Origin of the sequence: Streptomyces spinoverrucosus, from assembly GCF_015712165.1 — a bacterium.
In the GTDB taxonomy this organism is placed as follows: Bacteria; Actinomycetota; Actinomycetes; order Streptomycetales; family Streptomycetaceae; genus Streptomyces; species Streptomyces spinoverrucosus_A.
On the sequence record NZ_JADPZX010000001.1, the window covers coordinates 6,848,405 to 6,870,683 of the forward strand.

The 22,279-nt window shown below is 70.4% G+C and carries 16 protein-coding genes and 1 pseudogene; 9 read left to right on the plus strand and 8 right to left on the minus strand.

Features of this window, described 5'->3' with window-relative positions:
* The first annotated feature begins 38 nt into the window (after positions 1–38).
* The 5 genes from uvrB (at position 39) to I2W78_RS31135 (ending at position 7,557) form a co-directional block, all read left to right on the plus strand.
* A complete protein-coding gene (gene uvrB, locus I2W78_RS31115) occupies positions 39–2,189 on the plus strand; it encodes an excinuclease ABC subunit UvrB (protein WP_196463567.1) in 2,151 nt (716 codons plus the stop codon).
* Positions 2,190–2,349: 160 nt separating this feature from the next.
* On the plus strand, positions 2,350–2,928 hold the full coding sequence (locus tag I2W78_RS31120; protein ID WP_196463568.1) for a TerD family protein: 579 nt from the start codon (positions 2,350–2,352) through the stop codon (positions 2,926–2,928).
* Positions 2,929–2,989: 61 nt separating this feature from the next.
* Positions 2,990–4,990 (plus strand): TerD family protein, encoded by a 2,001-nt coding sequence (locus tag I2W78_RS31125; protein ID WP_196463569.1) that lies wholly within the window; start codon positions 2,990–2,992, stop codon positions 4,988–4,990.
* Between the two features lie 231 nt (positions 4,991–5,221).
* Positions 5,222–6,223, plus strand: coding sequence for a TerC/Alx family metal homeostasis membrane protein (locus I2W78_RS31130; RefSeq protein ID WP_196463570.1), 1,002 nt, complete (start codon positions 5,222–5,224; stop codon positions 6,221–6,223).
* A 233-nt stretch (positions 6,224–6,456) separates the two neighbouring features.
* Positions 6,457–7,557, plus strand: coding sequence for a calcium:proton antiporter (locus I2W78_RS31135; RefSeq protein WP_196463571.1), 1,101 nt, complete (start codon positions 6,457–6,459; stop codon positions 7,555–7,557).
* 14 nt (positions 7,558–7,571) lie between these two features.
* On the opposite strand, the gene I2W78_RS31140 is transcribed toward I2W78_RS31135, so the two are convergent.
* Entirely contained in the window at positions 7,572–8,855 is a 1,284-nt protein-coding gene (locus tag I2W78_RS31140; RefSeq protein WP_230885647.1) for an MFS transporter, read from the minus strand.
* Between the two features lie 236 nt (positions 8,856–9,091).
* Between I2W78_RS31140 and aroQ the strand changes: the two genes are divergently transcribed.
* On the plus strand, positions 9,092–9,565 hold the full coding sequence (gene aroQ, locus I2W78_RS31145) for a type II 3-dehydroquinate dehydratase (protein ID WP_196463573.1): 474 nt from the start codon (positions 9,092–9,094) through the stop codon (positions 9,563–9,565).
* Positions 9,566–9,808: 243 nt separating this feature from the next.
* Here aroQ and I2W78_RS31150 read toward each other — a convergent pair.
* Positions 9,809–9,997 (minus strand): annotated as a pseudogene (locus tag I2W78_RS31150) (MBL fold metallo-hydrolase); the annotation flags it as partial.
* Positions 9,998–10,117: 120 nt separating this feature from the next.
* Positions 10,118–10,741 carry a TetR/AcrR family transcriptional regulator gene (locus tag I2W78_RS31155; RefSeq protein WP_196463574.1) on the minus strand — a complete coding sequence of 208 codons (624 nt, stop codon included), beginning with the start codon at positions 10,739–10,741 and terminating at the stop codon, positions 10,118–10,120.
* Positions 10,742–11,150: 409 nt separating this feature from the next.
* Here I2W78_RS31155 and I2W78_RS31160 point away from each other — a divergent pair, with 409 nt between their 5' ends.
* Positions 11,151–12,173: an NAD(P)/FAD-dependent oxidoreductase gene (locus tag I2W78_RS31160; RefSeq protein WP_196464793.1), complete on the plus strand. Its 1,023-nt coding sequence runs from the start codon at positions 11,151–11,153 to the stop codon at positions 12,171–12,173.
* 94 nt (positions 12,174–12,267) lie between these two features.
* Positions 12,268–13,899 (plus strand): MFS transporter, encoded by a 1,632-nt coding sequence (locus I2W78_RS31165; RefSeq protein WP_196463575.1) that lies wholly within the window; start codon positions 12,268–12,270, stop codon positions 13,897–13,899.
* A gap of 556 nt (positions 13,900–14,455) precedes the next feature.
* Here the strand turns inward: I2W78_RS31165 and I2W78_RS31170 are convergent.
* Positions 14,456–15,109, minus strand: a complete 654-nt coding sequence (locus I2W78_RS31170; RefSeq protein ID WP_196463576.1) for an MBL fold metallo-hydrolase — start codon at positions 15,107–15,109, stop codon at positions 14,456–14,458.
* A gap of 44 nt (positions 15,110–15,153) precedes the next feature.
* Entirely contained in the window at positions 15,154–15,840 is a 687-nt protein-coding gene (locus I2W78_RS31175) for a maleylpyruvate isomerase family mycothiol-dependent enzyme (RefSeq protein WP_196463577.1), read from the minus strand.
* A gap of 224 nt (positions 15,841–16,064) precedes the next feature.
* Here I2W78_RS31175 and uvrA point away from each other — a divergent pair, with 224 nt between their 5' ends.
* A complete protein-coding gene (gene uvrA / locus I2W78_RS31180; protein ID WP_196463578.1) occupies positions 16,065–19,064 on the plus strand; it encodes an excinuclease ABC subunit UvrA in 3,000 nt (999 codons plus the stop codon).
* Between the two features lie 70 nt (positions 19,065–19,134).
* Here the strand turns inward: uvrA and I2W78_RS31185 are convergent, their stop codons facing one another.
* The 3 genes from I2W78_RS31185 to I2W78_RS31195 all read right to left on the minus strand — a co-directional run bounded on the left by I2W78_RS31185 (position 19,135) and on the right by I2W78_RS31195 (position 22,206).
* A complete protein-coding gene (locus I2W78_RS31185; protein ID WP_196463579.1) occupies positions 19,135–20,046 on the minus strand; it encodes a carbohydrate kinase family protein in 912 nt (303 codons plus the stop codon).
* The gene (locus tag I2W78_RS31190) at positions 20,043–21,074 is read right to left on the minus strand and encodes a LacI family DNA-binding transcriptional regulator (RefSeq protein WP_196463580.1); all 1,032 of its coding nucleotides are present in this window, start codon (positions 21,072–21,074) and stop codon (positions 20,043–20,045) included. Before I2W78_RS31190 ends, I2W78_RS31185 begins: the two co-directional genes overlap by 4 nt.
* Before the next feature lie 151 nt (positions 21,075–21,225).
* The gene (locus I2W78_RS31195; RefSeq protein WP_196463581.1) at positions 21,226–22,206 is read right to left on the minus strand and encodes a hypothetical protein; all 981 of its coding nucleotides are present in this window, start codon (positions 22,204–22,206) and stop codon (positions 21,226–21,228) included.
* Positions 22,207–22,279: the final 73 nt, after the last annotated feature.

Sequence of the window (22,279 nt, forward strand, 5' to 3'; positions counted from 1 at the left end):
GGAGCCCGTTGTCAGTGCGGGGTCGTACGGTGGATTCCATGCGGCCCGTTTCCAACATCGAACGCACGGTGGCGCCCTTCGAGGTCGTCAGCCCCTACCAGCCGAGCGGCGACCAGCCGACGGCCATCGCCGACCTCGCCCGGCGCATCGAAGCCGGGGAGAAGGACGTCGTGCTCCTCGGCGCGACCGGCACCGGCAAGTCCGCCACCACCGCGTGGATGATCGAGCAGCTCCAGCGCCCCACCCTGGTGATGGCGCCGAACAAGACGCTGGCCGCCCAGCTGGCGAACGAGTTCCGAGAGCTGCTGCCGAACAACGCCGTCGAGTACTTCGTCTCGTACTACGACTACTACCAGCCCGAGGCCTACGTCCCGCAGTCGGACACCTACATCGAGAAGGACTCCTCGATCAACGAGGAGGTCGAGCGCCTGCGCCACTCGGCGACCAACTCGCTGCTCACCCGCCGCGACGTCGTCGTGGTCGCCTCGGTGTCCTGCATCTACGGCCTGGGTACGCCGCAGGAGTACGTCGACCGCATGGTGCCGCTCCGCGTCGGCGACGAGCTCGACCGCGACCAGCTGCTGCGCCGCTTCGTCGACATCCAGTACACGCGCAACGACATGGCCTTCAGCCGGGGCACCTTCCGGGTCCGCGGCGACACCATCGAGATCTTCCCGGTCTACGAGGAGCTGGCCGTCCGCATCGAGATGTTCGGCGACGAGATCGAGGCGCTGTCCACGCTGCACCCGCTCACGGGCGAGATCGTCAGCGACGACCAGCAGCTGTACGTCTTCCCGGCCTCCCACTACGTCGCGGGCCCCGAGCGCATGGAGCGGGCCATCAACGACATCGAGAAGGAGCTGGGGGAGCGGCTCGCCGAGCTGGAGAAGCAGGGCAAGCTTCTGGAGGCCCAGCGGCTGCGGATGCGCACGACGTACGACATCGAGATGCTCCGCCAGATCGGCACGTGCTCCGGCGTGGAGAACTACTCGATGCACTTCGACGGCCGCCTGCCCGGCTCCCCGCCGAACACGCTGCTGGACTACTTCCCCGAGGACTTCCTCCTCGTCATCGACGAGTCGCACGTCACCGTGCCGCAGATCGGCGCCATGTACGAGGGCGACGCCTCCCGCAAGCGGACCCTCGTGGAACACGGGTTCCGGCTGCCCTCGGCCCTCGACAACCGCCCGCTGAAGTGGGAGGAGTTCCAGGAACGCATCGGCCAGACCGTCTACCTGTCGGCCACCCCGGGCCAGTACGAGATGTCCCGCTCCGACGGCGTCGTCGAGCAGATCATCCGCCCCACCGGCCTGGTCGACCCAGAGGTCGTGGTCAAGCCCACCGAGGGCCAGATCGACGACCTGGTCCACGAGATCCGCACCCGCGTGGAGAAGGACGAGCGCGTCCTGGTCACCACGCTCACCAAGAAGATGGCCGAGGACCTCACCGACTACTTCCTGGAGCTCGGCATCCAGGTCCGCTATCTGCACAGCGACGTCGACACACTCCGCCGTGTCGAGCTGCTGCGCGAACTGCGCTCCGGCGAGTTCGACGTCCTGGTCGGCATCAACCTCCTCAGGGAGGGACTGGACCTGCCCGAGGTCTCCCTGGTGGCGATCCTCGACGCCGACAAGGAGGGCTTCCTGCGCTCCGGTACCTCGCTGATCCAGACCATCGGCCGCGCGGCGCGCAACGTCTCCGGCCAGGTCCACATGTACGCCGACAAGATCACCCCGGCGATGGAGAAGGCCATCGAGGAGACCAACCGCCGCCGGGAGAAGCAGATCGCGTACAACAAGGCGAACGGCGTCGACCCCCAGCCGCTGCGCAAGAAGATCAACGACATCGTCGCGCAGATCGCGCGCGAGGACGTCGACACCGAACAGCTGCTCGGCACGGGCTATCGCCAGTCCCGCAAGGACGGCCGTGGGACGAGGGCCCCCGTGCCCTCCCTGAAGGACCACGCGGTCAAGGACGTGAAGCCCACCAAGCGCGCCAAGGGCAAGGTCAAGGAGACCGTGCCGACCGACCGTCCGGCCGCGGAACTCGCCGAGCAGATCGAGGAGTTGACGGAGCGCATGCGCGCCGCCGCCGCGGACCTGCAGTTCGAGATCGCGGCACGGCTGCGCGACGAGGTGTCCGAGATGAAGAAGGAACTGCGCCAGATGAAGGAGGCCGGCCTGGCCTGACGGGCCGGCGGGACCGCTGTGACCTCGCCGCGACTGCGCTGTGTTGCAAGACCGACACAAAGTGCGGACCGGAGTACGTCGCTGTCAGTGCCCCTGCGTAAGGTGCTGGTCATCCGCGACTTCGCGGCAACAGGGGAATGCTCGAGAGGGGAATCTGCGCGTGACCGTCAACATGACCAAGGGTCAGGCCATCAGTCTGCAGAAGAACGACGGAGGCAGCCTGACCGCGGTGCGTATGGGTCTCGGCTGGCAGGCGGCCCCGCGGCGCGGCCTGTTCGGCTCGCGCACCCGGGAGATCGACCTCGACGCCTCCGCCGTCCTGTTCGCGGACAAGCAGCCGGTCGACGTCGTCTTCTTCCGTCACCTGGTGAGCGACGACGGCTCGGTGCGCCACACCGGCGACAACCTGGTCGGCGGTGTCGGCCAGGGCGGCGACGACGAGGCGATCCTCGTCGACCTGCAGCGCCTCCCGGTCCACATCGACCAGATCGTCTTCACCGTGAACTCCTTCACGGGCCAGACCTTCCAGGAGGTGCAGAACGCCTTCTGCCGCCTCGTCGACGAGACCAACGGCCAGGAGCTCGCCCGCTACACGCTCGCCGGCGGCGGCGCCTACACCGCCCAGATCATGGCGAAGGTGCACCGCGCGGGCACGGGCTGGTCCATGACCGCCCTCGGCACCCCGGCCAACGGCCGCACCTTCCAGGACCTGATGCCGTCGATCCTGCCGCTCCTCTGAGACGGCGGGCCCGGGCGAGCGGCAACACGACAAACAACAACCACACAGGGGGATTGAGGCGATGACGGCCGAGCTGGTGCGGGGGCAGAACCACCCGCTCTCCCAGGCCCGCCTGGAGATCCGGGTCTCGGCCGACAAGCCGATCGTGGCCGCGGCCACGCTCAGCGACGAGCAGGGCAAGGTCCAGGACACGGAGCGGGTGGCCCACCCCGGCGCACCCACCCTGCCCGGACTGGAGGTGCCCCGCCAGGCGGCCGCCGCCCACCGGCTCGCGGTGGATCTGGACGCCATGCCGGACGCCGTGCACCGGGTCCATGTCCTGCTCGCTCTGCCCACCGGCGCCGGGGGACCGGCCCGCTTCGGCGCCGTGGCCGCCCCCTTCGTCGCGGTCACCGGACTCGACGGTGCGGAGGTCGCCAGCTACACCATCACCGGCCTGGAGGCCGAGACGGCCGTCGTCGCCCTCGAGCTCTACCGCCGCCAGGACGCCTGGAAGGTGCGCGCCGTCGGCCAGGGCTACGCAGGCGGCCTCGCCGAGCTCTTCACCGACCAGGGCCTGCCCCAGGCCCACCAGCTCGCCGGCACCATCAACGACGCGGTCGCCCAGGGCATGGCCCGCTCGGTGGCGGCACCCCCGCCCCGTACGACGGACGGCGACCGTACCCGCCAGGCGGCCGCACCCACCCTGGGCCCGGACCACGGCGGCTCGCCCTACGGCACCCAGACCCCTCAGGGCGCGACGGGGGGACGTACGGGCTACTCCGCAGGATCCGCCCACACCGATCCCCCCGCCGTCGCCGACCCCTCTGCCCTCACCCAGCCGTCCGCGCCCACTGCGGGCGGCCCGATCGACTACAACCACCCGCGCCGCCGGAACTCCGCACCGCCCCCGCCCCCACCGACAGCCCCTCCTGTAGCGCCCGGCCGGCCCGCCCAGCCCGTCGCGGGTGACGCGACCGGCTGGTCCATGGACGAGCGGCTCTACAACCAGGTGTGGGGCATGTTCGAGGACCTGGCCCGCACCACGGCCGCGTACCGCAGCGCCGTCGACTTCGCCGAGTCGCGCATGGACAAGGAGCTGGAGGAGGTCCTGTCCGACCCGCGCAGCCGCATCGGCGGGCAGGCCGACGCCGCGCGCGAGGCGGCCCGCGCCCGGCACGGCCGGCTCGTCGACCAGGCCCGGCAGGCCCTCGACCGTGACGTCGCCCAGCTCGCCGCCGAGGCCGACGTCGTCGAACCGGCCCTGCCACCGGCGTACGCCCGCTGGGACAACCCCGTCTGGCACGGCTACCGCGTGCCGACGGAGACGCCCATGGCCCTGCGCCTGGGCGACCTGCATCTGCCGGAGTGCGCCGAGATACGGATACCGATGCTGGTCCGGCTGCCCCTGGAGCGCGGCCTGTGGATCGACAGCGGTCGTGCCGGTTCCGTCGACGGTTCGTTCCACGACGCGCACGACCTGCGGCGCCTGGCGATGGAGGCGGCCGTGGCGCAGGTGGCGCGGCTGCTCGCCGTCCATCCGACGGGCGAGTTCACCGTGTACGTCATCGACCCGGCCGGTTCGGGGGCGCAGACGCTGGTGCCGCTGGTGCAGAGCGGGGTGCTCGCGGCCCCGCCCGCGGTCGGTGCCGCGGGGGTGGCGGACGTCCTGGGCAAGCTCACCCAGCGGGTCGACCTGGTGCAGATGGCGGTGCGCGGCGGCGCGGCCGACGCCCTCCCGCCCGGCTTCGACACGTCCCAGAACCTGTTGGTGGTCAACGACTTCCCGCACGGCTTCGACGACCGCGCCGTCACGCAACTGCGCTACCTGGCCGACGAGGGCCCCGCCGTCGGCGTCCACCTCATGATGGTCGCGGACCGCGAGGACGCCGCCGCCTACGGACCGTTGCTCGACCCGCTGTGGCGTTCGCTGCTGCGACTGACTCCGGTTCCCGACGACCACCTCGCCGACCCCTGGGTGGGCCACGCCTGGACGTATGAGCCGGCGCTGGTGCCGCCCGGCAGCCAGGTGCTCCAGCGGGTGCTCGACCAGGTCGCCGCAGCTCGCACCAAGCAACGGTAAAGCCCGGCTGACCTGCGCACTTGGTCTTTACTTTGCCAAGCACTTTACCAATCCTTGGTGATTGGGGTACTGTTCTTCGTACGGAGGGGAGTACTCCCTGACTACTGCGGCGTACCCGTCAATACGGATCAGGCCAGATCCCGGGGCGTCGGCCCACTTATGGGTGGAAGAGACCTCCGGCAGCGACGACGCTGACTGACTGTTAAGCCGTTACGTACTGCCGGAGGCGCAGTGGATGTTTCCGTGAACCTGTGGGTCCTGACCATCGTGGGACTCGCCGCGCTCATCGCGGTCGACTTCTTCATCGGCCGCAAGCCCCATGACGTATCAATCAAGGAAGCCGGGATCTGGACCGTCGTCTGGATCGTCCTCGCCGGTCTCTTCGGCCTCGGCCTGCTCGTCTTCGGAGGCGGCCAGCCCGCCGGTGAGTTCTTCGCCGGCTTCATCACCGAGAAGTCGTTGAGCGTCGACAACCTCTTCGTCTTCGTCCTGATCATGGCGAAGTTCGCCGTGCCCTCGCAGTACCAGCAGCGAGTGCTCCTCATCGGCGTCCTCATAGCCCTGGTGCTGCGCGCGGTCTTCATCGCCGCCGGTGCCGCGATCATCGCCAGCTTCTCGTGGGTGTTCTACCTCTTCGGCGCCTTCCTGATCTGGACCGCCTGGAAGCTGATCCAGGAGGCCCGGGCCGACGCCGAGGACGAGGAGTACGAGGAGAACAGGCTCCTCAAGGCCGCCGAGCGCCGCTTCGGTGTGGCCGACCGGTACCACGGCACCAAGCTGTGGATCCAGCAGAACGGCAAGCGGGTCATGACCCCGATGCTGGTCGTGATGCTCGCCATCGGCACCACGGACGTCCTGTTCGCGCTCGACTCCATCCCGGCGATCTTCGGCCTCACGCAGGACCCGTACATCGTCTTCACCGCCAACGCCTTCGCGCTGATGGGTCTCAGGCAGCTGTACTTCCTCATCGGCGGCCTGCTGAAGAAGCTGGTCCACCTGTCGTACGGCCTGTCGATCATCCTCGGCTTCATCGGCGTCAAGCTGGTGCTGCACGCCCTGCACGAGTCCGGGGTCCACGTCCCGGAGATCAGCATCCCGGTCTCGCTCGGCGTGATCTGCACGGTCCTGATCGTCACCACGATCACCAGCCTGAGGGCCTCCCGGAAGCAGGCGGCGGCCGAGGCTGCGCAGGAGCGGAGCGAAGACGCTCCGAAGGACAGCATCGACGTCTGACCACCGCGGACGCGGCGACAACCATCACCGGGAGCGGTGCTCGGCAGTTCACCGAGCACCGCTCCCGCTTCTTCGAGTTCGACTCGTTCGATTCGACTCGACTCATACAACTCATGCGACGCATGCGACTCATACGAGGAGGCCATGACGGTGACGTACGGGCGGCCCACGACCTGCGCTGACCGCCGGTCGGCCGGAATGCGAGGTCGTAACCGGTCTGCGAGGATCGCCGCATGATCGCTCGGCTCAGGTCGCTCACGCCTGGGTGGACGTCCGTAGCGCCGGTGCTCGCGGCGGTCCTGCTGGTCTTCACCTGGGGCCGGGACGTGCCGGGCGCGGTCGTGGTGCTGATGACGGTCGTCCTCGCAGGCGCGGTTCTCGCCGCCGTGCACCACGCCGAAGTGGTCGCCCACCGGGTCGGCGAACCCTTCGGCTCCCTCATCCTCGCCGTCGCCGTCACCGTCATCGAGGTCGCGCTGATCGTCACGCTCATGGCCGACGGCGGCGACAAGAGCGCCTCCCTGGCCAGGGACACCGTCTTCGCCGCCGTGATGATCACCTGCAACGGCATCGTCGGCCTGAGCCTCCTCGTGGCCTCCCTGCGCCACCGCACGGCCGTCTTCAACCCCGAGGGCACCGGCGCCGCCCTCGCGACGGTCGCCACGCTGGCCACGCTCAGCCTCGTGCTGCCGACCTTCACCACCAGCAAGCCCGGCCCGGAGTTCTCGACTGTGCAGCTCACCTTCGCCGCGCTGTCGTCGCTGATCCTCTACGGCCTGTTCGTGACCACGCAGACCGTCCGGCACCGCGACTACTTCCTCCCGATCACCCGCCAGGGCGAGGTGATCACCGCGGAGACCCACGCCGCGGCCCCGTCCGCCCGCACCGCCTGGATCAGCCTGGGCCTGCTGTTGCTCGCGCTGGTCGGAGTGGTCGGTCTGGCGAAGGGTGTGTCGCCGACGATCGAGTCGGGCGTGGCAGCCGTCGGCCTGGACCATGCCGTCGTCGGGGTGATCATCGCGCTGCTGGTGCTGCTCCCCGAAACCATCGCCGCGCTGCGCTCCGCGCGCCGCGACCGGGTGCAGACCAGCCTCAATCTCGCGCTCGGCTCCGCCATGGCCAGCATCGGCCTGACGATCCCCGCCGTGGCCCTGGCCTCCATCTGGCTGCCCGGACCGCTCATCCTGGGCCTCGGCTCCACCCACATGGTGCTGCTCGCGCTGACCGTCGTGGTCGCCTCCCTGACGGTGGTGCCGGGCCGGGCCACACCGCTGCAGGGAGGCGTCCATCTGGTGCTTTTGGCGGCGTACCTGGAACTGGCGGTCAATCCGTAGGGACGATCCGTAAGTCAGCCGGCGGCCGCCTCGGCCTCCGCCTTGGCCGCACGCACCCGTACCCGGCGCGTCTCCGGGAGCAGCGCGAAGCACCCCAGGCTGAGCAGCGCGATGCCGGTCAGATAGGCGCCCACACCCCACGGCACCCGACCGCCCTGTTCGGCCAGTGCCGTCGCCACGATCGGGGTGAGCGCGCCCCCGAGGACGCCGCCGAGGTTGTACCCGACGGCGGCGCCCGTGCAGCGCACCCGGGGCTCGTACAGCTCCGGCAGGTACGCGGCGATCACCCCGAACATCGTGACGAACGCGACCAGCGCCACCAGAAAGCCGAGGAAGATCAGCAGCGGGGCGCCGGTCGCGAGGAGCGCCACCATCGGGAACATCCACAGCGCGGCCGCCGCACACCCGATGAGACACAGTGGCCGCCGCCCGTAGCGGTCGCCGAGCACCGCCGCCACCGGCGTCAGCGCACCCTTCATCACCACGGCGGCCATGACGCAGGTCAGCATGACGGTACGGCTCACCCCGAGCCGTTCCGTGGCGTACGCGAGCGACCAGGTGGTCACGGCGTAGAAGATCGCGTACCCGACGGCCAGCGCGCCGGCGGTCAGCAGCACCAGCCGCCAATGGTCGCGCACGACCTCGGCGAGCGGCACGCGCGCGTAGTCGTCGATTTCGAGGAAGCTGGGGCTCTCGGTGAGCGACGACCGCAGCCACAGCCCCACCAGGGCCAGCACCCCGGCGGCCCAGAACGGCACCCGCCAGCCCCACGCGGCGAACTGGGCGTCGGTCAGCGTCGCCGACAGCGTCAACACCGCGCCATTGGCGAGCACGAACCCCACCGGGGGCCCCACCTGCGGAAAGCTCGACCACAGTCCCCGCCGGTCGGCCGGCGCGTGCTCCGCGGTCAGCAGCACGGCCCCGCCCCACTCGCCGCCGAGCCCGAGCCCTTGCAGAAAGCGCAGGACGAGCAGCAGCACCGGGGCGGCCACACCGATCGAGTCGTACGTGGGTACGCAGCCGACGGCGACCGTCGACGCACCGGTGAGCAGCAGCGAGCCGACGAGGACCGGCCGCCGTCCGTGCCGGTCCCCGATGTGCCCGAACAGGACGGAACCCAGCGGCCGCGCCACGAAGCCCACGCCGAACGTGGCGAAGGCGGCCAGCGTCCCCGCCAGCGGCGAGAAGGTGGGGAAGAACAGTGGCCCCAGGACCAGCGCCGCCGCTGTCCCGTAGACGAAGAAGTCGTAGAACTCGATGGCCGTTCCGGCGAGCGAGGCGGCCGCGAGCCGCAGCATGGAAGGTGCCCTTACGGTGCGTACGTCGTGCATGCCGCGTCAACTACCCACGGTGACCACGGGTTACGGGGGCGCGCGGAGGCGCGGTGCGCCTCGACAAGTGACGGGTGATGCGCCGGCCGGAACTGTCCTCATGCGAGGAAGGTGCGCGGGGCCCGGTGTCGGCGCACCGTGATAGACCGGGTCCGAGCAGCGGTCCTCGTGGACCGCCCGACCTCGACCGGACCGGAGGAACCGTGCCCCGCACCCTGGCCAACGCCCCGATCATGATCCTCAACGGGCCCAACCTGAACCTTCTCGGGCAACGCCAGCCGGAGATCTACGGCTCCGACACACTCGCCGACGTCGAGGCCCTGTGCGCCAAGGCGGCCGCCGCACACGGCGGCACGGTGGACTTCCGGCAGTCCAACCACGAGGGTCAGTTGGTCGACTGGATCCACGAGGCGCGGCTCAACCACTGCGGGATCGTCATCAACCCCGGCGCCTACTCGCACACGTCCGTCGCGATCCTGGACGCACTCAACACCTGTGACGGCATGCCCGTGTTGGAGGTCCACATCTCCAACATCCATCAGCGGGAGTCGTTCCGGCACCACTCGTACGTCTCGCTGCGCGCCGACGGGGTCATCGCGGGATGTGGTGTGCAGGGGTACGTGTTCGGGGTGGAGCGAGTCGCGGCGCTGATCGGGGCAGCACAGGCCGACGCCTAGGGGGTGTCCGGGGTGGGTGGTTGCCTGGGCCGCCGGCCGAGGGCGGGGATCGAGGGACCGGCGGCCCATACCGCGCAGGGGCTGTGATCCCGCGCGGGGCTACTTCCAGTTGACCGCGCAACCACGCGCGCGGGGAGCGCGCACAGGGCACCGGCGCGTGCAGAGGATTCACACGGGGCGCGCGTCTTGCAACACGCGCCCCCTGAGTCTCCTGAGTTCACCACCCGCGTGGACCTCCGGAGTTCACCACCCGCGCGCGTGCCACTCCGGCAGCTGCGGACGCTCCGCACCGAGCGTGGTGTCGTCGCCGTGTCCCGGGTAGACCCAGGTCTCGTCCGGGAGCACGTCGAAGATCTTCGTCTCGACATCGTGGATCAGACTGGCGAACGCCTTCGGATCCTTACGGGTGTTGCCCACCCCGCCCGGAAACACCACAGCACGCGCCAACACGCGAGGTCACTGCGGCGCGTAAACCTACGGGCCGTGCCTCCGCGGCGTCGAAGTGGGCCGACCGCATCAGATGCCTGTGCAACGAGGCCGGCCGTGCCCTTCTCAGCGGTGACGCGGGCGAGGCAGCAAGGCGAACGCGCTCTCCGCGATCGAAGTCAGGCGGTCAGGGCTGTGGCCGTACGCGCCTACGACATCGGTCCCGCGGATGATGGTCAGCAGAAGGTAGGCAAGGTCGTCGGGGTCCGCGTCGGGGTCGATGTCGCCGTTGCGCTGCGCCGCTTGCACACACTCGGCCACCGCCGTCCGGACTACGGAGAAGCAGTCGTTGGCCAGGCGTTGCACCTCGGGGTCGGAGGCGCCGATCTCCAGGGCCATCTTGGCGGCGAAGCAGGCCGCCGCCGTCCGGTCAGGGGCGGCGGGTACGTCGGCGGCGAGTGGCACCCCGTGGACGGCGCGGAGCAGGTACGCGTGCAGTCGTTCCAGGGCGCCCTCGTCCGGTCCGGCGAGCATCTTCCGCGGACCCTGCGCCAGCCGGGCGAAGTAGCCGGTCATCGCCTGCAGCAGCACGCCGTGCTTGCCGTCGAACGCGGCGTAGAGGCTGCCGCGGCCCAGGCCGGTGGCGGCGCTGATGTCGTCGACGCTCGTGCCGTTGTAGCCCGAGGTGCGGAACTGCCGCTCGGCGGCGTGGAGGACGTGGTCGGGGTCGAAGCTCCGTGGTCTCGCCATACATCGAAGGTAAAGCCGACCCGCCGTATTTGACAACCCAGTACAGAACCGCCTAGGTTTCTGACTGTTCAGTACACAACGGACCTGAGCTCACCGGACAGGCTGCGTGCACGCCTGGCGCGATCGAGGGCAGCCCATGCCTTGAACTCCTCCGCGCCGCCCGGCGTTGCGACGCCTTCCAGGCCGGCAAGGCACGGTCTGATCCTCGCGATCCTGGCGACGGCGAGTTTCATCGCCGTACTGGATCTGTACATGACGAACGTCCCAAGCACACCGGGGCCGGACTCTCCACAACAGCCCAAGACGGTCGCCGACCACATCCTCGGCTTTCTGAACGGCTGACCCCCTCCAACCACCCGGAACTCGAAGGGCTGACCGAACCATGACTGATAAGGAAAGGCAGGAGGCCATGGCTGTGGCGACTCCTCCGTACGTGAGCGACGCACTGGCCGAGGGGACCGTCGACGCGGTGGTGATCGGCGGGGGCGCCGCGGGGCTGAACGGTGCACTGATCCTCGCCCGCTCCCGCCGCTCGGTCGTCGTGATCGACAGCGGCTCCCCGCGCAACGCGCCCGCGGAGGCCATGCACGGCTTCATCGTCCTGGACGGCACCCCGCCGTCCGAGATCCTTCGACGGGGCCGGGAGCAGGTGCGCCAGTACGGCGGACGCGTCGTGTTCGGCGAGGTGGTCTCGGCCGAGTCCGCCGCCCCGTCGGCGGACGGGGACCTGCGGTTCACCGTCACCCTGGCCGACGGCCGCAGCATCACCGCCCGCCGCATCCTGGTGGCCACCGGCCTCACGGATGTGCTGCCACAGGTGCCCGGGCTCGCCGAGCACTGGGGGCACAGTGTGGTGCACTGCCCGTACTGCCACGGCTGGGAGATGCGCGACGAGCCCATCGGCATCCTCGCCACCGGCCCGGCCTCCATCGGCCACGCGTATCTGTTCCGCCAGCTGACCGAGGACCTGACCTACTTCACCCACGGCACCGACCTGGACGAGGACAGCCGCGCCCGCTTCGCCGCCCGCGGCATCCGCATCATCGACACCCCGGTCACCGAGGTCGTCAACGACGAGGACGGTGCCCTCGCCGGGGTGCGCCTGGCCGACGGTCAGGTCGTGGCCCGCCGCGTCCTCGCGGTCACCCCGCAGATGCAGGCCCGCACTCAGGGCCTGGAAGGTCTGGGCCTGCCGGTGCAGGACCTGCCGAACAACATGGGCCGCGGTTTCGCCTCCGGCATGGCCGGCACCACCGAGGTGCCGGGTGTGTGGGTGGCCGGCAACGCCACCGATCCGGTCGCCCAGGTCGGGGCCTCCGCAGCGGCCGGCGCACTGGCCGGCGACTACATCAACAGGATGCTGGCCACCGCGGACACCGACGCGGCCCTCCGGGGAATCGCCGAGGCAAGCCCACACGGGGCCACAGGATGATCTCGAAGCCCTGAGATCTCAGCCCGCCGCCCGCTCCCCTCACGGGCAATTAAGTGATTCCGCTCGTCCGCCCCGTCCCTCTCAGGAGCTACTGATGCCCTTCCTTGCACATACCCCCGTGGAGAAGATGACCGAGCCGTACGCGCGGCGCTGGTGGGCGCTGCTCGTGCTGTGTCTGAGCCTGCTGATCACGGTGATGGCGAACACGTCGCTGATCGTCGCCGCCCCCGACATGACCACCGACCTGGGCCTGAGCAGCAGTGATCTGCAGTGGGTCGTCGACTCCTACACCGTTCCGTACGCGGCGCTGATGCTGGTGCTGGGCGCGATCGGCGACAAGTACAGCCGACGCGGCGCGCTGGTGCTGGGTCTGCTGATCTTCGCCGCCGGTTCGGTGATGGGGAGCCTGGTCGACGAGACCTCGCTGGTCATCGTGGCCCGCGCGATCATGGGTGTCGGTGCCGCGGTCGTGATGCCGGCCACGCTGTCCCTGGTGGTCGCGACCTTCCCCCGCAGCGAGCGGACCAAGGCCATCACCGCCTGGGCCGCGACCTCCGGGCTGGCGGTCGCCGTCGGCCCGCTGGTCTCCGGCTGGCTGCTTGAGGACCACGCCTGGGGCTCGACCTTCCTGATCAACGTGCCGATCGCCCTCCTCGGCGTGTTCGGCGCGCTCGCCCTGGTGCCGCCGTCCAAGGCGCAGGGCATGGGCCGGATCGACTACGTCGGTGGTCTGCTGTCGATCGTCACCGTCGGCTCCCTGATATACGCCGCCATCGAGGGCCCGCACTCCGGCTGGGGCGTCGGCCCCGTCACCGCCGCCGTGGTCGCCGCTGTCGGTCTGGTCGCCTTCGTCGCCTGGGAGCTGCGGCACCCGCACCCGATGCTGGACGTCCGCAAGTTCGCGCTGCGGCCCTTCAGCGGCTCGATGCTCGCGGTGCTGTTCTTCTTCTTCGGCATGTTCGCCGTGATCTACTACGCGACGCAGTTCCTGCAGTTCGTCCTCGGCTACGGCGCCCTGGACACGGGTGTACGGCTGCTGCCGCTGGCCGGTGCGGTGTTCCTCGGGTCCGCGCTGACCGGGATGCTCACCCCGAAGCTGGGCGTGAAGCCGATGGTCGTGACCGGCCTGGCCATCGGCACGGCGGGCATGTTCCTGCTCACCCAGATCGACAAGGGCTCGACGTACGGGGACTTCGTGGCGCCGATGATGATGCTGGGCCTCGCGCTCGGACTGGCCATCTCTCCGGCGACAGACACGATCATGGGCTCCTTCCCCGAGTCCGAGCTGGGCGTCGGCGGCGGTGTCAACGACACCGCGCTGGAGCTGGGCGGGGCGCTGGGCATCGCGGTGCTGGGCTCGCTGCTGGGCACGGCCTACCGGGACGAGCTGACCGACCTGGTGGGCAACCGGCTCCCGGCGGAGGCGATGGAGACCGCCAAGGACTCGGTCGGCGCCGGCCTGGCCGTCGCGGAGCGGGTCGCGCAGGATCCCGCTGCCGGACCCCAGCAGGCCCAGGCCGCCGTGGACGCCGTCCACCAGGCCTTCGCCCACGGCGTCGCCCAGACCAGCCTCATCGGCGGGATCATCATGGCAGCCGGAACACTGATCGTCCTCGCCATCCTGCCGGGTCGGCGCGGCTTCGCGAAGCACAACGCCGAGCCGGGAGCCGGGACGACGGCGAACGAGACGGCGACTGTGCGGGAGCACACCGGGGCCACCCGCTAGACCGCCGGCGGGCCGTCCACTGGATCACCGGGGACGCGCCCGCCGGGTCGCCGGGCACCGACTCCGCCGGATCACCCGCGAGGCGAGTCAGGCAGGAGCCCCGGCGGCGCGAGACGCGCAGGGCGCGTGCGTCGTCCACGGTCCACAGCCACGCGGATCCTCTGCCGGAACACTTCACCGTCCTCGGCCTCCGGGCCGCCCCGGGGACTCCGCCGGGGCGGCCCGGAGGCCAAGGCGTGAAGTGACAGCGGCGGTCGCAGGCCGCTTGAGCGCGGCCTCCAGCTGCGTGCGGGTGTTTCGCGCCCGTAGTACGGCTGGGAGCCGAAGGGATGGATTGCGGAGAAGGGGGAGGTTCCGCTGCCTGCCAGTTGAACCCGCCCGGCAGACCGCAGCCCATGCAACCGTCCCCCTGACCATGGCGGTCATCGCTGCCGGCATCGGTGCGGTGCTCTGGAGGCCACCATCCGTGGGGCATGACCCTCCCGAGCGCGGACGGGCCTGAATGCGCGACCGCCCCTGCTTCGGTTTCGAAACTGGAGCGGTCGGCGTTGGACGGTTACCAGCCTCGTGCGCGCCACTCCGCGAGGTGGGGCCGCTCCGTGCCGATGGTGGTGTCGTTGCCGTGGCCGGGGTAGATCCACGTCTCGTCGGGCAGAACGTCGAAGAGCTTGGTCTCCAGGCCACCCATCAGGGAGTTGAACTCTTCCGGACGTGTTGTCCGCCCAGGCCCCCCGGGGAAGAGGCAGTCGCCCGTGAACACATGCGGGTGCCCGTGCGGGTCGTCGTAGACCAGGGCGATCGAGCCCGGCGTGTGCCCGACCAGATGGCGCGCGGTGAGTTCCACGCGCCCCACCCGGATGGTGTCCCCGTCGTCGACCAGGACATCGGTCGGCACGGGGATGCCGGCGGCGTCGTCGCGGCCGGCGTAGGTACGGGCGCCGGTTGCCGCGACGACCGCGGCGAGCGCCTGCCAGTGGTCGCCGTGCTGGTGGGTGGTGACGACGGACGCGATGCCGTCGTCACCGATCATGCCGAGCAGCGAGTCCGCGTCATTGGCGGCGTCGATCAGCAGCTGCTCGTCGGTGGCCCGGCAGCGCAGCAGATAGGCGTTGTTGTCCATCGGGCCGACCGCGATCTTGGTGATCATCAGGTCCTTGAGCTCGTGCACGTCCGCCGGGCCGCCGACCGTCACCTGTCCGCTGTACGTCATGGCGGCAGCCTATAGCGGCAGAGCGTCCGGGGACCGTCCAGCCACTACAGCGGGGGAAGCGGCGGCAGCGGGCCGCCCGCCACCGTCAGCCCGGCCCCGTCGCGGCGCCCGGCGAGCCAGCCGAGCAGCTCCGGCGCGGGGCCTGTGACGGTGACATCGGGCACCTCGGCCTCCCGGCCCGTGCTCCACGCGCGCGTGCCGTCCGTGAGACGCGTCGGCGGCACATCGGGGTGACCGGTGAACCGCTCCGCGAGGAAGTCGGTCTCCCGCTCCACGAACTCCGCCGGCAGGTCCTCCAGGTCGTATCCGATCCCGAGATCCACGTGGTGCAGCTCCACCTCGACCCACCGCCGGAACGGCACCCGGGCCGCCGCGTCCGTGACTCCGTTGCGCAGCGTCACCGTGCGCGACCAGTCCGCCGGTGCCGTCCCAACCTCCTGGAAGCGGGCCGCGCTCTCGCGTACGTCGGCGAGCTGGGCGTCGAGGTGCCGCGGGGCGTCCCGCTCGATGTCGGCGTCCCGGGTCCCGGCGGAGGGGTACATGGGTCGACCCTCCAGGACGTTCACTAGGGCGTCCGCATTGCGGGCGAGATGTGCGAGGACGTGGCCGCGGGTCCAGCCGGGGAGCCGTGACGGCTCGGCCACCGACGCGTTGTCCAGCTTGGCGGCTGCTGTGAGCAGCCTCTCGGTCGCTTCTCGTACAGACACCAGGTCACGAGCGTGATCAATCATGGTGCTGACACTAGTCCCGCCACACCTTTGGGTGAAGGTGGTGAACGGGTGCCGTAAATCGAATGCGCGTGCTATAGGGTCGGACGTGGCGTCGGGCATGCTGGAAGGCCCGGGATTGTTGTCGTATCCGGGAATCCGACCGGCGTTGTCAGTGGCTCCCCCTAGTCTGAGAAAGCACGGGGGCCCCGCCCCTGTCACTTCTCTCAAGAAAGGTGCGGACCGGCGTGGCCGACCGTCTCATCGTCCGTGGCGCGCGCGAGCACAACCTGAAAAACGTCTCGCTCGACCTGCCGCGCGACTCGCTCATCGTCTTCACGGGCCTGTCGGGGTCGGGCAAGTCCTCCCTGGCCTTCGACACCATCTTCGCCGAGGGCCAGCGGCGCTACGTGGAGTCGCTCTCCTCGTACGCCCGCCAGTTCCTGGGCCAGATGGACAAGCCGGACGTCGACTTCATCGAGGGCCTGTCGCCGGCGGTCTCCATCGACCAGAAGTCGACCTCGCGCAACCCGCGCTCGACGGTCGGCACCATCACCGAGGTCTACGACTACCTGCGCCTGCTCTTCGCGCGCATCGGCAAGCCGCACTGTCCCGAGTGCGGCCGCCCGATCTCCCGCCAGTCGCCGCAGGCCATCGTCGACAAGGTCCTGGAGCTGCCGGAGGGCAGCCGCTTCCAGGTGCTGTCGCCGCTGGTGCGCGAGCGCAAGGGCGAGTTCGTCGACCTCTTCGCCGATCTCCAGACCAAGGGTTACAGCCGCGCGCGGGTGGACGGCGAGACGATCCAGCTCTCCAACCCGCCCACCCTGAAGAAGCAGGAGAAGCACACCATCGAGGTGGTCGTCGACCGCCTCACGGTGAAGGACTCCGCCAAGCGCCGCCTCACCGACTCCGTGGAGACCGCGCTCGGCCTGTCCGGCGGCATGGTCGTGCTCGACTTCGTCGACCTCCCCGAGGACGACCCCGAGCGCGAGCGCATGTACTCGGAGCACCTGTACTGCCCGTACGACGACCTGTCCTTCGAGGAGCTGGAGCCGCGCTCCTTCTCCTTCAACTCGCCCTTCGGCGCCTGCCCCGAGTGCACCGGCATCGGTACGCGCATGGAGGTCGACCCCGAGCTGATCGTCCCGGACGAGGACAAGTCCCTCGACGAGGGCGCGATCCACCCCTGGTCGCACGGGCACACCAAGGACTACTTCGGCCGCCTGATCGGCGCTCTCGCGGACGCGTTGGGATTCCGGACCGACATCCCCTTCGCGGGCCTGCCGCAGCGCGCCAGGAAGGCCCTGCTGTACGGGCACAAGACACAGATCGAGGTCCGCTACCGCAACCGGTACGGGCGCGAGCGGGTGTACACCACGCCCTTCGAGGGCGCCGTCCCCTTCGTCAAGCGCCGGCACAGCGAGGCTGAGTCCGACGCCAGCCGCGAGCGCTTCGAGGGCTATATGCGCGAGGTGCCCTGCCCCACCTGTGAGGGCACGCGCCTGAAGCCGATCGTCCTAGCGGTCACGATCATGGAGAAGTCGATCGCCGAGGTCTCCGCGATGTCGATCAGCGACTGCGCGGAGTTCCTGGGCGAGCTGAAGCTCAGCGCGCGCGACAAGAAGATCGCCGAGCGCGTGCTCAAGGAGGTCAACGAGCGGCTGCGGTTCCTGGTCGACGTCGGCCTCGACTACCTCTCGCTGAACCGCGCGGCCGGCACCCTGTCCGGCGGCGAGGCCCAGCGCATCCGCCTGGCCACCCAGATCGGCTCCGGCCTCGTCGGCGTCCTGTACGTCCTCGACGAGCCGTCCATCGGCCTGCACCAGCGGGACAACCACCGGCTCATCGAGACCCTGGTCCGGCTGCGCGACATGGGCAACACGCTCATCGTCGTCGAGCACGACGAGGACACCATCAAGGTCGCCGACTGGGTCGTCGACATCGGCCCCGGTGCGGGCGAGCACGGCGGCAAGGTCGTGCACAGCGGCTCCCTGAAGGAGCTGCTCGCCAACGAGGAGTCGCAGACCGGTCAGTACCTCGCCGGGAAGAAGTCCATCCCGCTGCCGGACATCCGCCGGCCTCGCGACCCCTCGCGGCAGCTCACGGTGCACGGCGCCCGGGAGAACAACCTCCAGGACATCGACGTGTCCTTCCCGCTGGGCGTGTTCACCGCGGTCACGGGTGTCTCCGGCTCCGGTAAGTCGACCCTGGTCAACGACATCCTGTACACGCACCTCGCCCGCGAGCTGAACGGCGCGAGGAACGTGCCCGGGCGGCACACGCGCGTGGACGGCGACGACCTCGTCGACAAGGTCGTCCACGTCGATCAGTCGCCCATCGGCCGCACCCCGCGGTCCAACCCGGCGACGTACACCGGTGTCTTCGACCACATCCGCAAGCTGTTCGCCGAGACCACCGAGGCGAAGGTCCGCGGCTACATGCCCGGCCGCTTCTCCTTCAACGTCAAGGGCGGCCGCTGCGAGAACTGCGCGGGCGACGGCACGATCAAGATCGAGATGAACTTCCTCCCGGACGTCTACGTCCCGTGCGAGGTCTGCCACGGCGCCCGGTACAACCGGGAGACCTTGGAGGTCCACTACAAGGGCAAGTCCATCGCCGAGGTCCTGAACATGCCGATCGAGGAGGCACTCGACTTCTTCGAGGCCGTCCCGGCGATCTCCCGCCACCTGAGGACGCTGCACGACGTGGGTCTGGGCTACGTCCGCCTCGGCCAGTCGGCGACCACCCTCTCCGGCGGCGAGGCCCAGCGCGTGAAGCTCGCCAGCGAACTCCAGAAGCGCTCCACCGGACGCACCGTCTACGTCCTCGACGAGCCGACCACCGGTCTGCACTTCGAGGACATCAGCAAGCTGCTGAAGGTCCTGTCCGGCCTGGTCGACAAGGGCAACACGGTCATCGTCATCGAGCACAACCTCGACGTGATCAAGACCGCCGACTGGCTCGTCGACATGGGCCCCGAGGGCGGCGCGGGCGGTGGTCTCGTCGTGGCGGAGGGCACGCCGGAGGAGGTCGCCGCGGTGTCGACCAGCCACACCGGCAAGTTCCTGCGGGAGATCCTCGGCGCGGACCGGATCAGCGACGCCGCCGCGGTGCCGGCCCCGCGCAGGGCCGCGGCCAAGAAGATGGCGGCAGCCAAGGCGGTCAACAACACGTCCACGAAGAAGGCGATCGGGGTGACCAAGAAGGCCACGCCCGCGAAGAAGGCGACGCGGGCTCGCAAGGCCTGAGAACAGCGAGCGAAGGGGCGGTACCCTGCGGGAACACCCGTGGGCACCGCCCTTGGCTGTCGGCCTCCCCCTACAGCTCACCCAGCTCCGAGGCATACGGCGGCTCCGCCCCCGCCCGTGAGCAGGTGATCGCCGCCGCGCGGGCCGCGAACCGCAGAAGGCGGGTCCAGGCGTCGGCGTCGAGGGTGGCGAGGGCCTCGGGGGACAGGGCGTTCCAGGCGGACAGGCCGTGCAGCAGGGCCGCGTTGACCGTGTCGCCGGCGCCGATCGTGTCCACCACCTCGACCTGCTCACCCGGCACGGAGTGTTCCCCACCGTCCCGGGTGAAGACGGTCAGCCCGTCGCCACCCCGGGTGATCACCACCGCCGAGGGCCCCGCCGCCAGCCACTCGCCGGGCGTGCCGCCCAGCCATTCCGCGTCCTCCTCGGAGAGCTTCAGCAGCGTCACCGAGGGCAGCCAGCCCTGGAATCGGGCCCGATAGGCGTCAGCGTCGGGAATGAGTCCGGCCCTGATGTTCGGGTCGAGCGCGGTGAACACGCCCTGCCCGGCCGCCGTGCGCATCAGGTTCTCGTAGGCACTCGCCCCCGGCTCCAGGACCAGCGAACAGGTACCGAACGACACCGCGCGTGTGCCGGCGGGCAGGCGGTCCGGGGCCGTGAACAGCCGGTCGGCGGTGCCGTCGACGTAGAAGGAGTACGCGGCCGAACCGTTTCCGTCGATCGTCGCGACCGCGAGCGTGGTCGGCTCCGGGCCGCGCTGTACGGCCGAGACGTCCACACCGGCCTTGCGCAGCCCGTCGAGCAGGGCTTCGCCGAAGGCGTCGGAGGAGGTGCGGGAGCAGAAGGCTGTGGGCGAGCCCAGCCGGCCGAGGGCCACGGCCGTGTTGTACGGGCCGCCGCCGAGGGCGGGCCGCAGTCCGGCGAGGGCACCCGGGCCCTGCGGTACCAGATCGATCAGGGCCTCACCGGCGACGACGATCACGAGTCGGGTCCTTTCTCGGGGCAGCCGCAGGACGTGCGGTGGACGAAGGTGCAGGGGAGCCGAACGGTCCGGGCGGGCCGGTCCGGAGCGGCGAGGCGTTCCAGGAGGACCCGAACGGCCTGGGCGCCGAGGTCCTTGCTGGGCTGGGCGATCGCGGTGAGCCGGGGCGAGAACAGGTCCGCCCAGGCGAAGTCGTCGAAGCAGCACAGCGCGATGTCGCCGGGCACGGACAGACCCCGCTCGCGCAGGGCGCGCAGGGCGCCGATGGTCATGGCGTTGTTGGCGGTGACGAGGGCCGTGGGCGGCGCGGCGAGCGAGAGCAGGGCGGCGGTGGCCTCCGCGCCGCCGGCCGATTCGGAGTCGCCGTGCGCGACGAGTCGCTCGTCGTGGGGGAGCCCGGCGGCGGCCAGCCCGTGCCGGTAGCCGGTGATCCGCTCGGCGGTCGTACTCAGTCCGCGGCGGCCCGCGACCAGGGCGATACGGCGGTGGCCGAGCTCGGCTAGGTGGGTGACCAGGCTCGCCACCGGCTCCGCGCTCTCCGCGCAGATCTGGTCGAAGCGCGGCGCACCGCTCGCCGGATCGTCGACCACGCGGTCCAGCAGCACGGTCGGCACCTTGTGGCGGTGCAGGTAGGAGAGCAGCTCGTGGGGGTGTGGGGACGGCGCGACGATCAGGCCGTCCACGCGTCGCTCGTGCAGCAGCTGGACGACCTTGCGCTCGTGCTGCGGATCTTCGTGCGGGTCGGCGATGAGGAGGCTGTAGCCCTGCTCCAGGGCGGTCGCCTCGACACCCTGGAGGATCTCGGTGAAGTACGGGTTGCTGATGGCCGACACCGCGAGCCCGACGGAGCGGGTGCGGGAGGTCACCAGGGAGCGGGCCAGGGTGTTCGGGGTGTAGCCGAGCTCGTCGATGGCGTCCAGGACGGCCTGTCGGGTCTGCGGGAGCACCGGTCGGGTGCCGTTCAGCACATGGGAGACGGTCGCCACGGAGACTCCGGCGCTGCGCGCCACGTCCGCCATCGTCGCCATGGTGTGTCCCCTTCCCGAAGGCGCCCATGCGGTTCCCGAAGGCGCCCGTGCCGGGCGGGGTCATGCCGGGCCGCGCCCTTCCTGGCGGGGACGGTATCCCATCCAGAGCCGGACGTAAACGCTTGCGCAAACGTTTACGTCACTCCGAGGCTCACCCGTCCTCCCACTCCCACCCGATCCCCAAGATCCCCGCCCGCACCCGCGGCTCCACGAGATGCACCGAGTGGTGCCGCCCGGTCAGCGGCAGGTCCTGGTGGCCGCTGCGCGGCGCCGCGGCCGAGTGCTGGGCGAACCGGTGACAGCGCACCGGCAGGGCGTTCTCGTCGAACCGCACCTGAAGGGCGTACTGGCCGCCGGCCGGCCCGAAGCCACGGACGTACTCGCGGGACACGCCCGCCGTGCCGTCCTCGACGCCGTAGCGGAAGAGGAAGGTGTCGCCGGTCCGCAGCCGGGTGTCGAAGAGCAGCTCGGCGACGAGGATCCCGGTCTCCTGGTGCCAACGGGCGTGTCCGGTGCGGCAGTTCTCCAGGGCGTGCACGGTCATGCGGTCCGGCGCGCACCCGGGGTCGCCGTGGTGGACGGCCACGAAGCGGTCGACGCCGTCCCGGTGTGCGCGCACGATGTGGTGCGACTCCCGCCCCAGCAGCTCGCGGCGCGCCCCGATCCGTACCCGCTCGTGGTGCCCGAGCATGTGCAGGCCGCCGTCGAGCGGGGCGCCCAGCTCGGCGAGCAGCCGTTCCAGGACGCCGGAAGCCTCGATGAGGGACCGGTAGGAGCGGCCCTCGGGGCGGCGCGCGGACGTGCGGTCGTCGGTCGTCTCGGCGAGCAGCCGGATCAACGACTCCTCCGGGAGGTGGAGGATCTCCTCCAGGGCCCGTACGGCGCGCAGCGACTCGGGGCGCTGAGGGCGGCGGGCACCCTGCTGCCAGTAACTCAGGCTCGTGACGCCCACTTTCACGCCGTACCGCGTCAGATGGTGCTGTACCCGCTGCAACGGCAGTCCGCGGGCGGCTATCGCGGCGCGCAGCGCGACGTGGAAGGGGCCGCCGCGCAGGGCCGTGTCCAGTTCGGAGTCCAGTTCCGTGTCCAGTTCCGCGGGGACGACGTCCGCGTGCGGTGTGGCGTGCGGCATGCAGGGGCCTTTCTGTGCTGGATCACAACGGCTGGTCAGTCCGTTCGCGCAGGTCGTCCGGGTCACCCGGGCG

Excerpts from the sequence above, each read along its gene's own strand:
- I2W78_RS31165 (WP_196463575.1), top strand. The coding sequence starts at position 12,268 with ATGCCCTTCCTTGCACATACCCCCGTGGAGAAGATGACCGAGCCGTAC.
- I2W78_RS31155 (WP_196463574.1), bottom strand. The coding sequence starts at position 10,741 with ATGGCGAGACCACGGAGCTTCGACCCCGACCACGTCCTCCACGCCGCC.
- uvrB (WP_196463567.1), top strand. The coding sequence starts at position 39 with ATGCGGCCCGTTTCCAACATCGAACGCACGGTGGCGCCCTTCGAGGTC.
- I2W78_RS31125 (WP_196463569.1), top strand. The coding sequence starts at position 2,990 with ATGACGGCCGAGCTGGTGCGGGGGCAGAACCACCCGCTCTCCCAGGCC.
- I2W78_RS31170 (WP_196463576.1), bottom strand. The coding sequence starts at position 15,109 with ATGACGTACAGCGGACAGGTGACGGTCGGCGGCCCGGCGGACGTGCAC.
- I2W78_RS31195 (WP_196463581.1), bottom strand. The coding sequence starts at position 22,206 with ATGCCGCACGCCACACCGCACGCGGACGTCGTCCCCGCGGAACTGGAC.
- I2W78_RS31160 (WP_196464793.1), top strand. The coding sequence starts at position 11,151 with ATGGCTGTGGCGACTCCTCCGTACGTGAGCGACGCACTGGCCGAGGGG.
- I2W78_RS31175 (WP_196463577.1), bottom strand. The coding sequence starts at position 15,840 with ATGATTGATCACGCTCGTGACCTGGTGTCTGTACGAGAAGCGACCGAG.
- I2W78_RS31190 (WP_196463580.1), bottom strand. The coding sequence starts at position 21,074 with ATGGCGACGATGGCGGACGTGGCGCGCAGCGCCGGAGTCTCCGTGGCG.
- I2W78_RS31140 (WP_230885647.1), bottom strand. The coding sequence starts at position 8,855 with ATGCTGCGGCTCGCGGCCGCCTCGCTCGCCGGAACGGCCATCGAGTTC.
- I2W78_RS31135 (WP_196463571.1), top strand. The coding sequence starts at position 6,457 with ATGATCGCTCGGCTCAGGTCGCTCACGCCTGGGTGGACGTCCGTAGCG.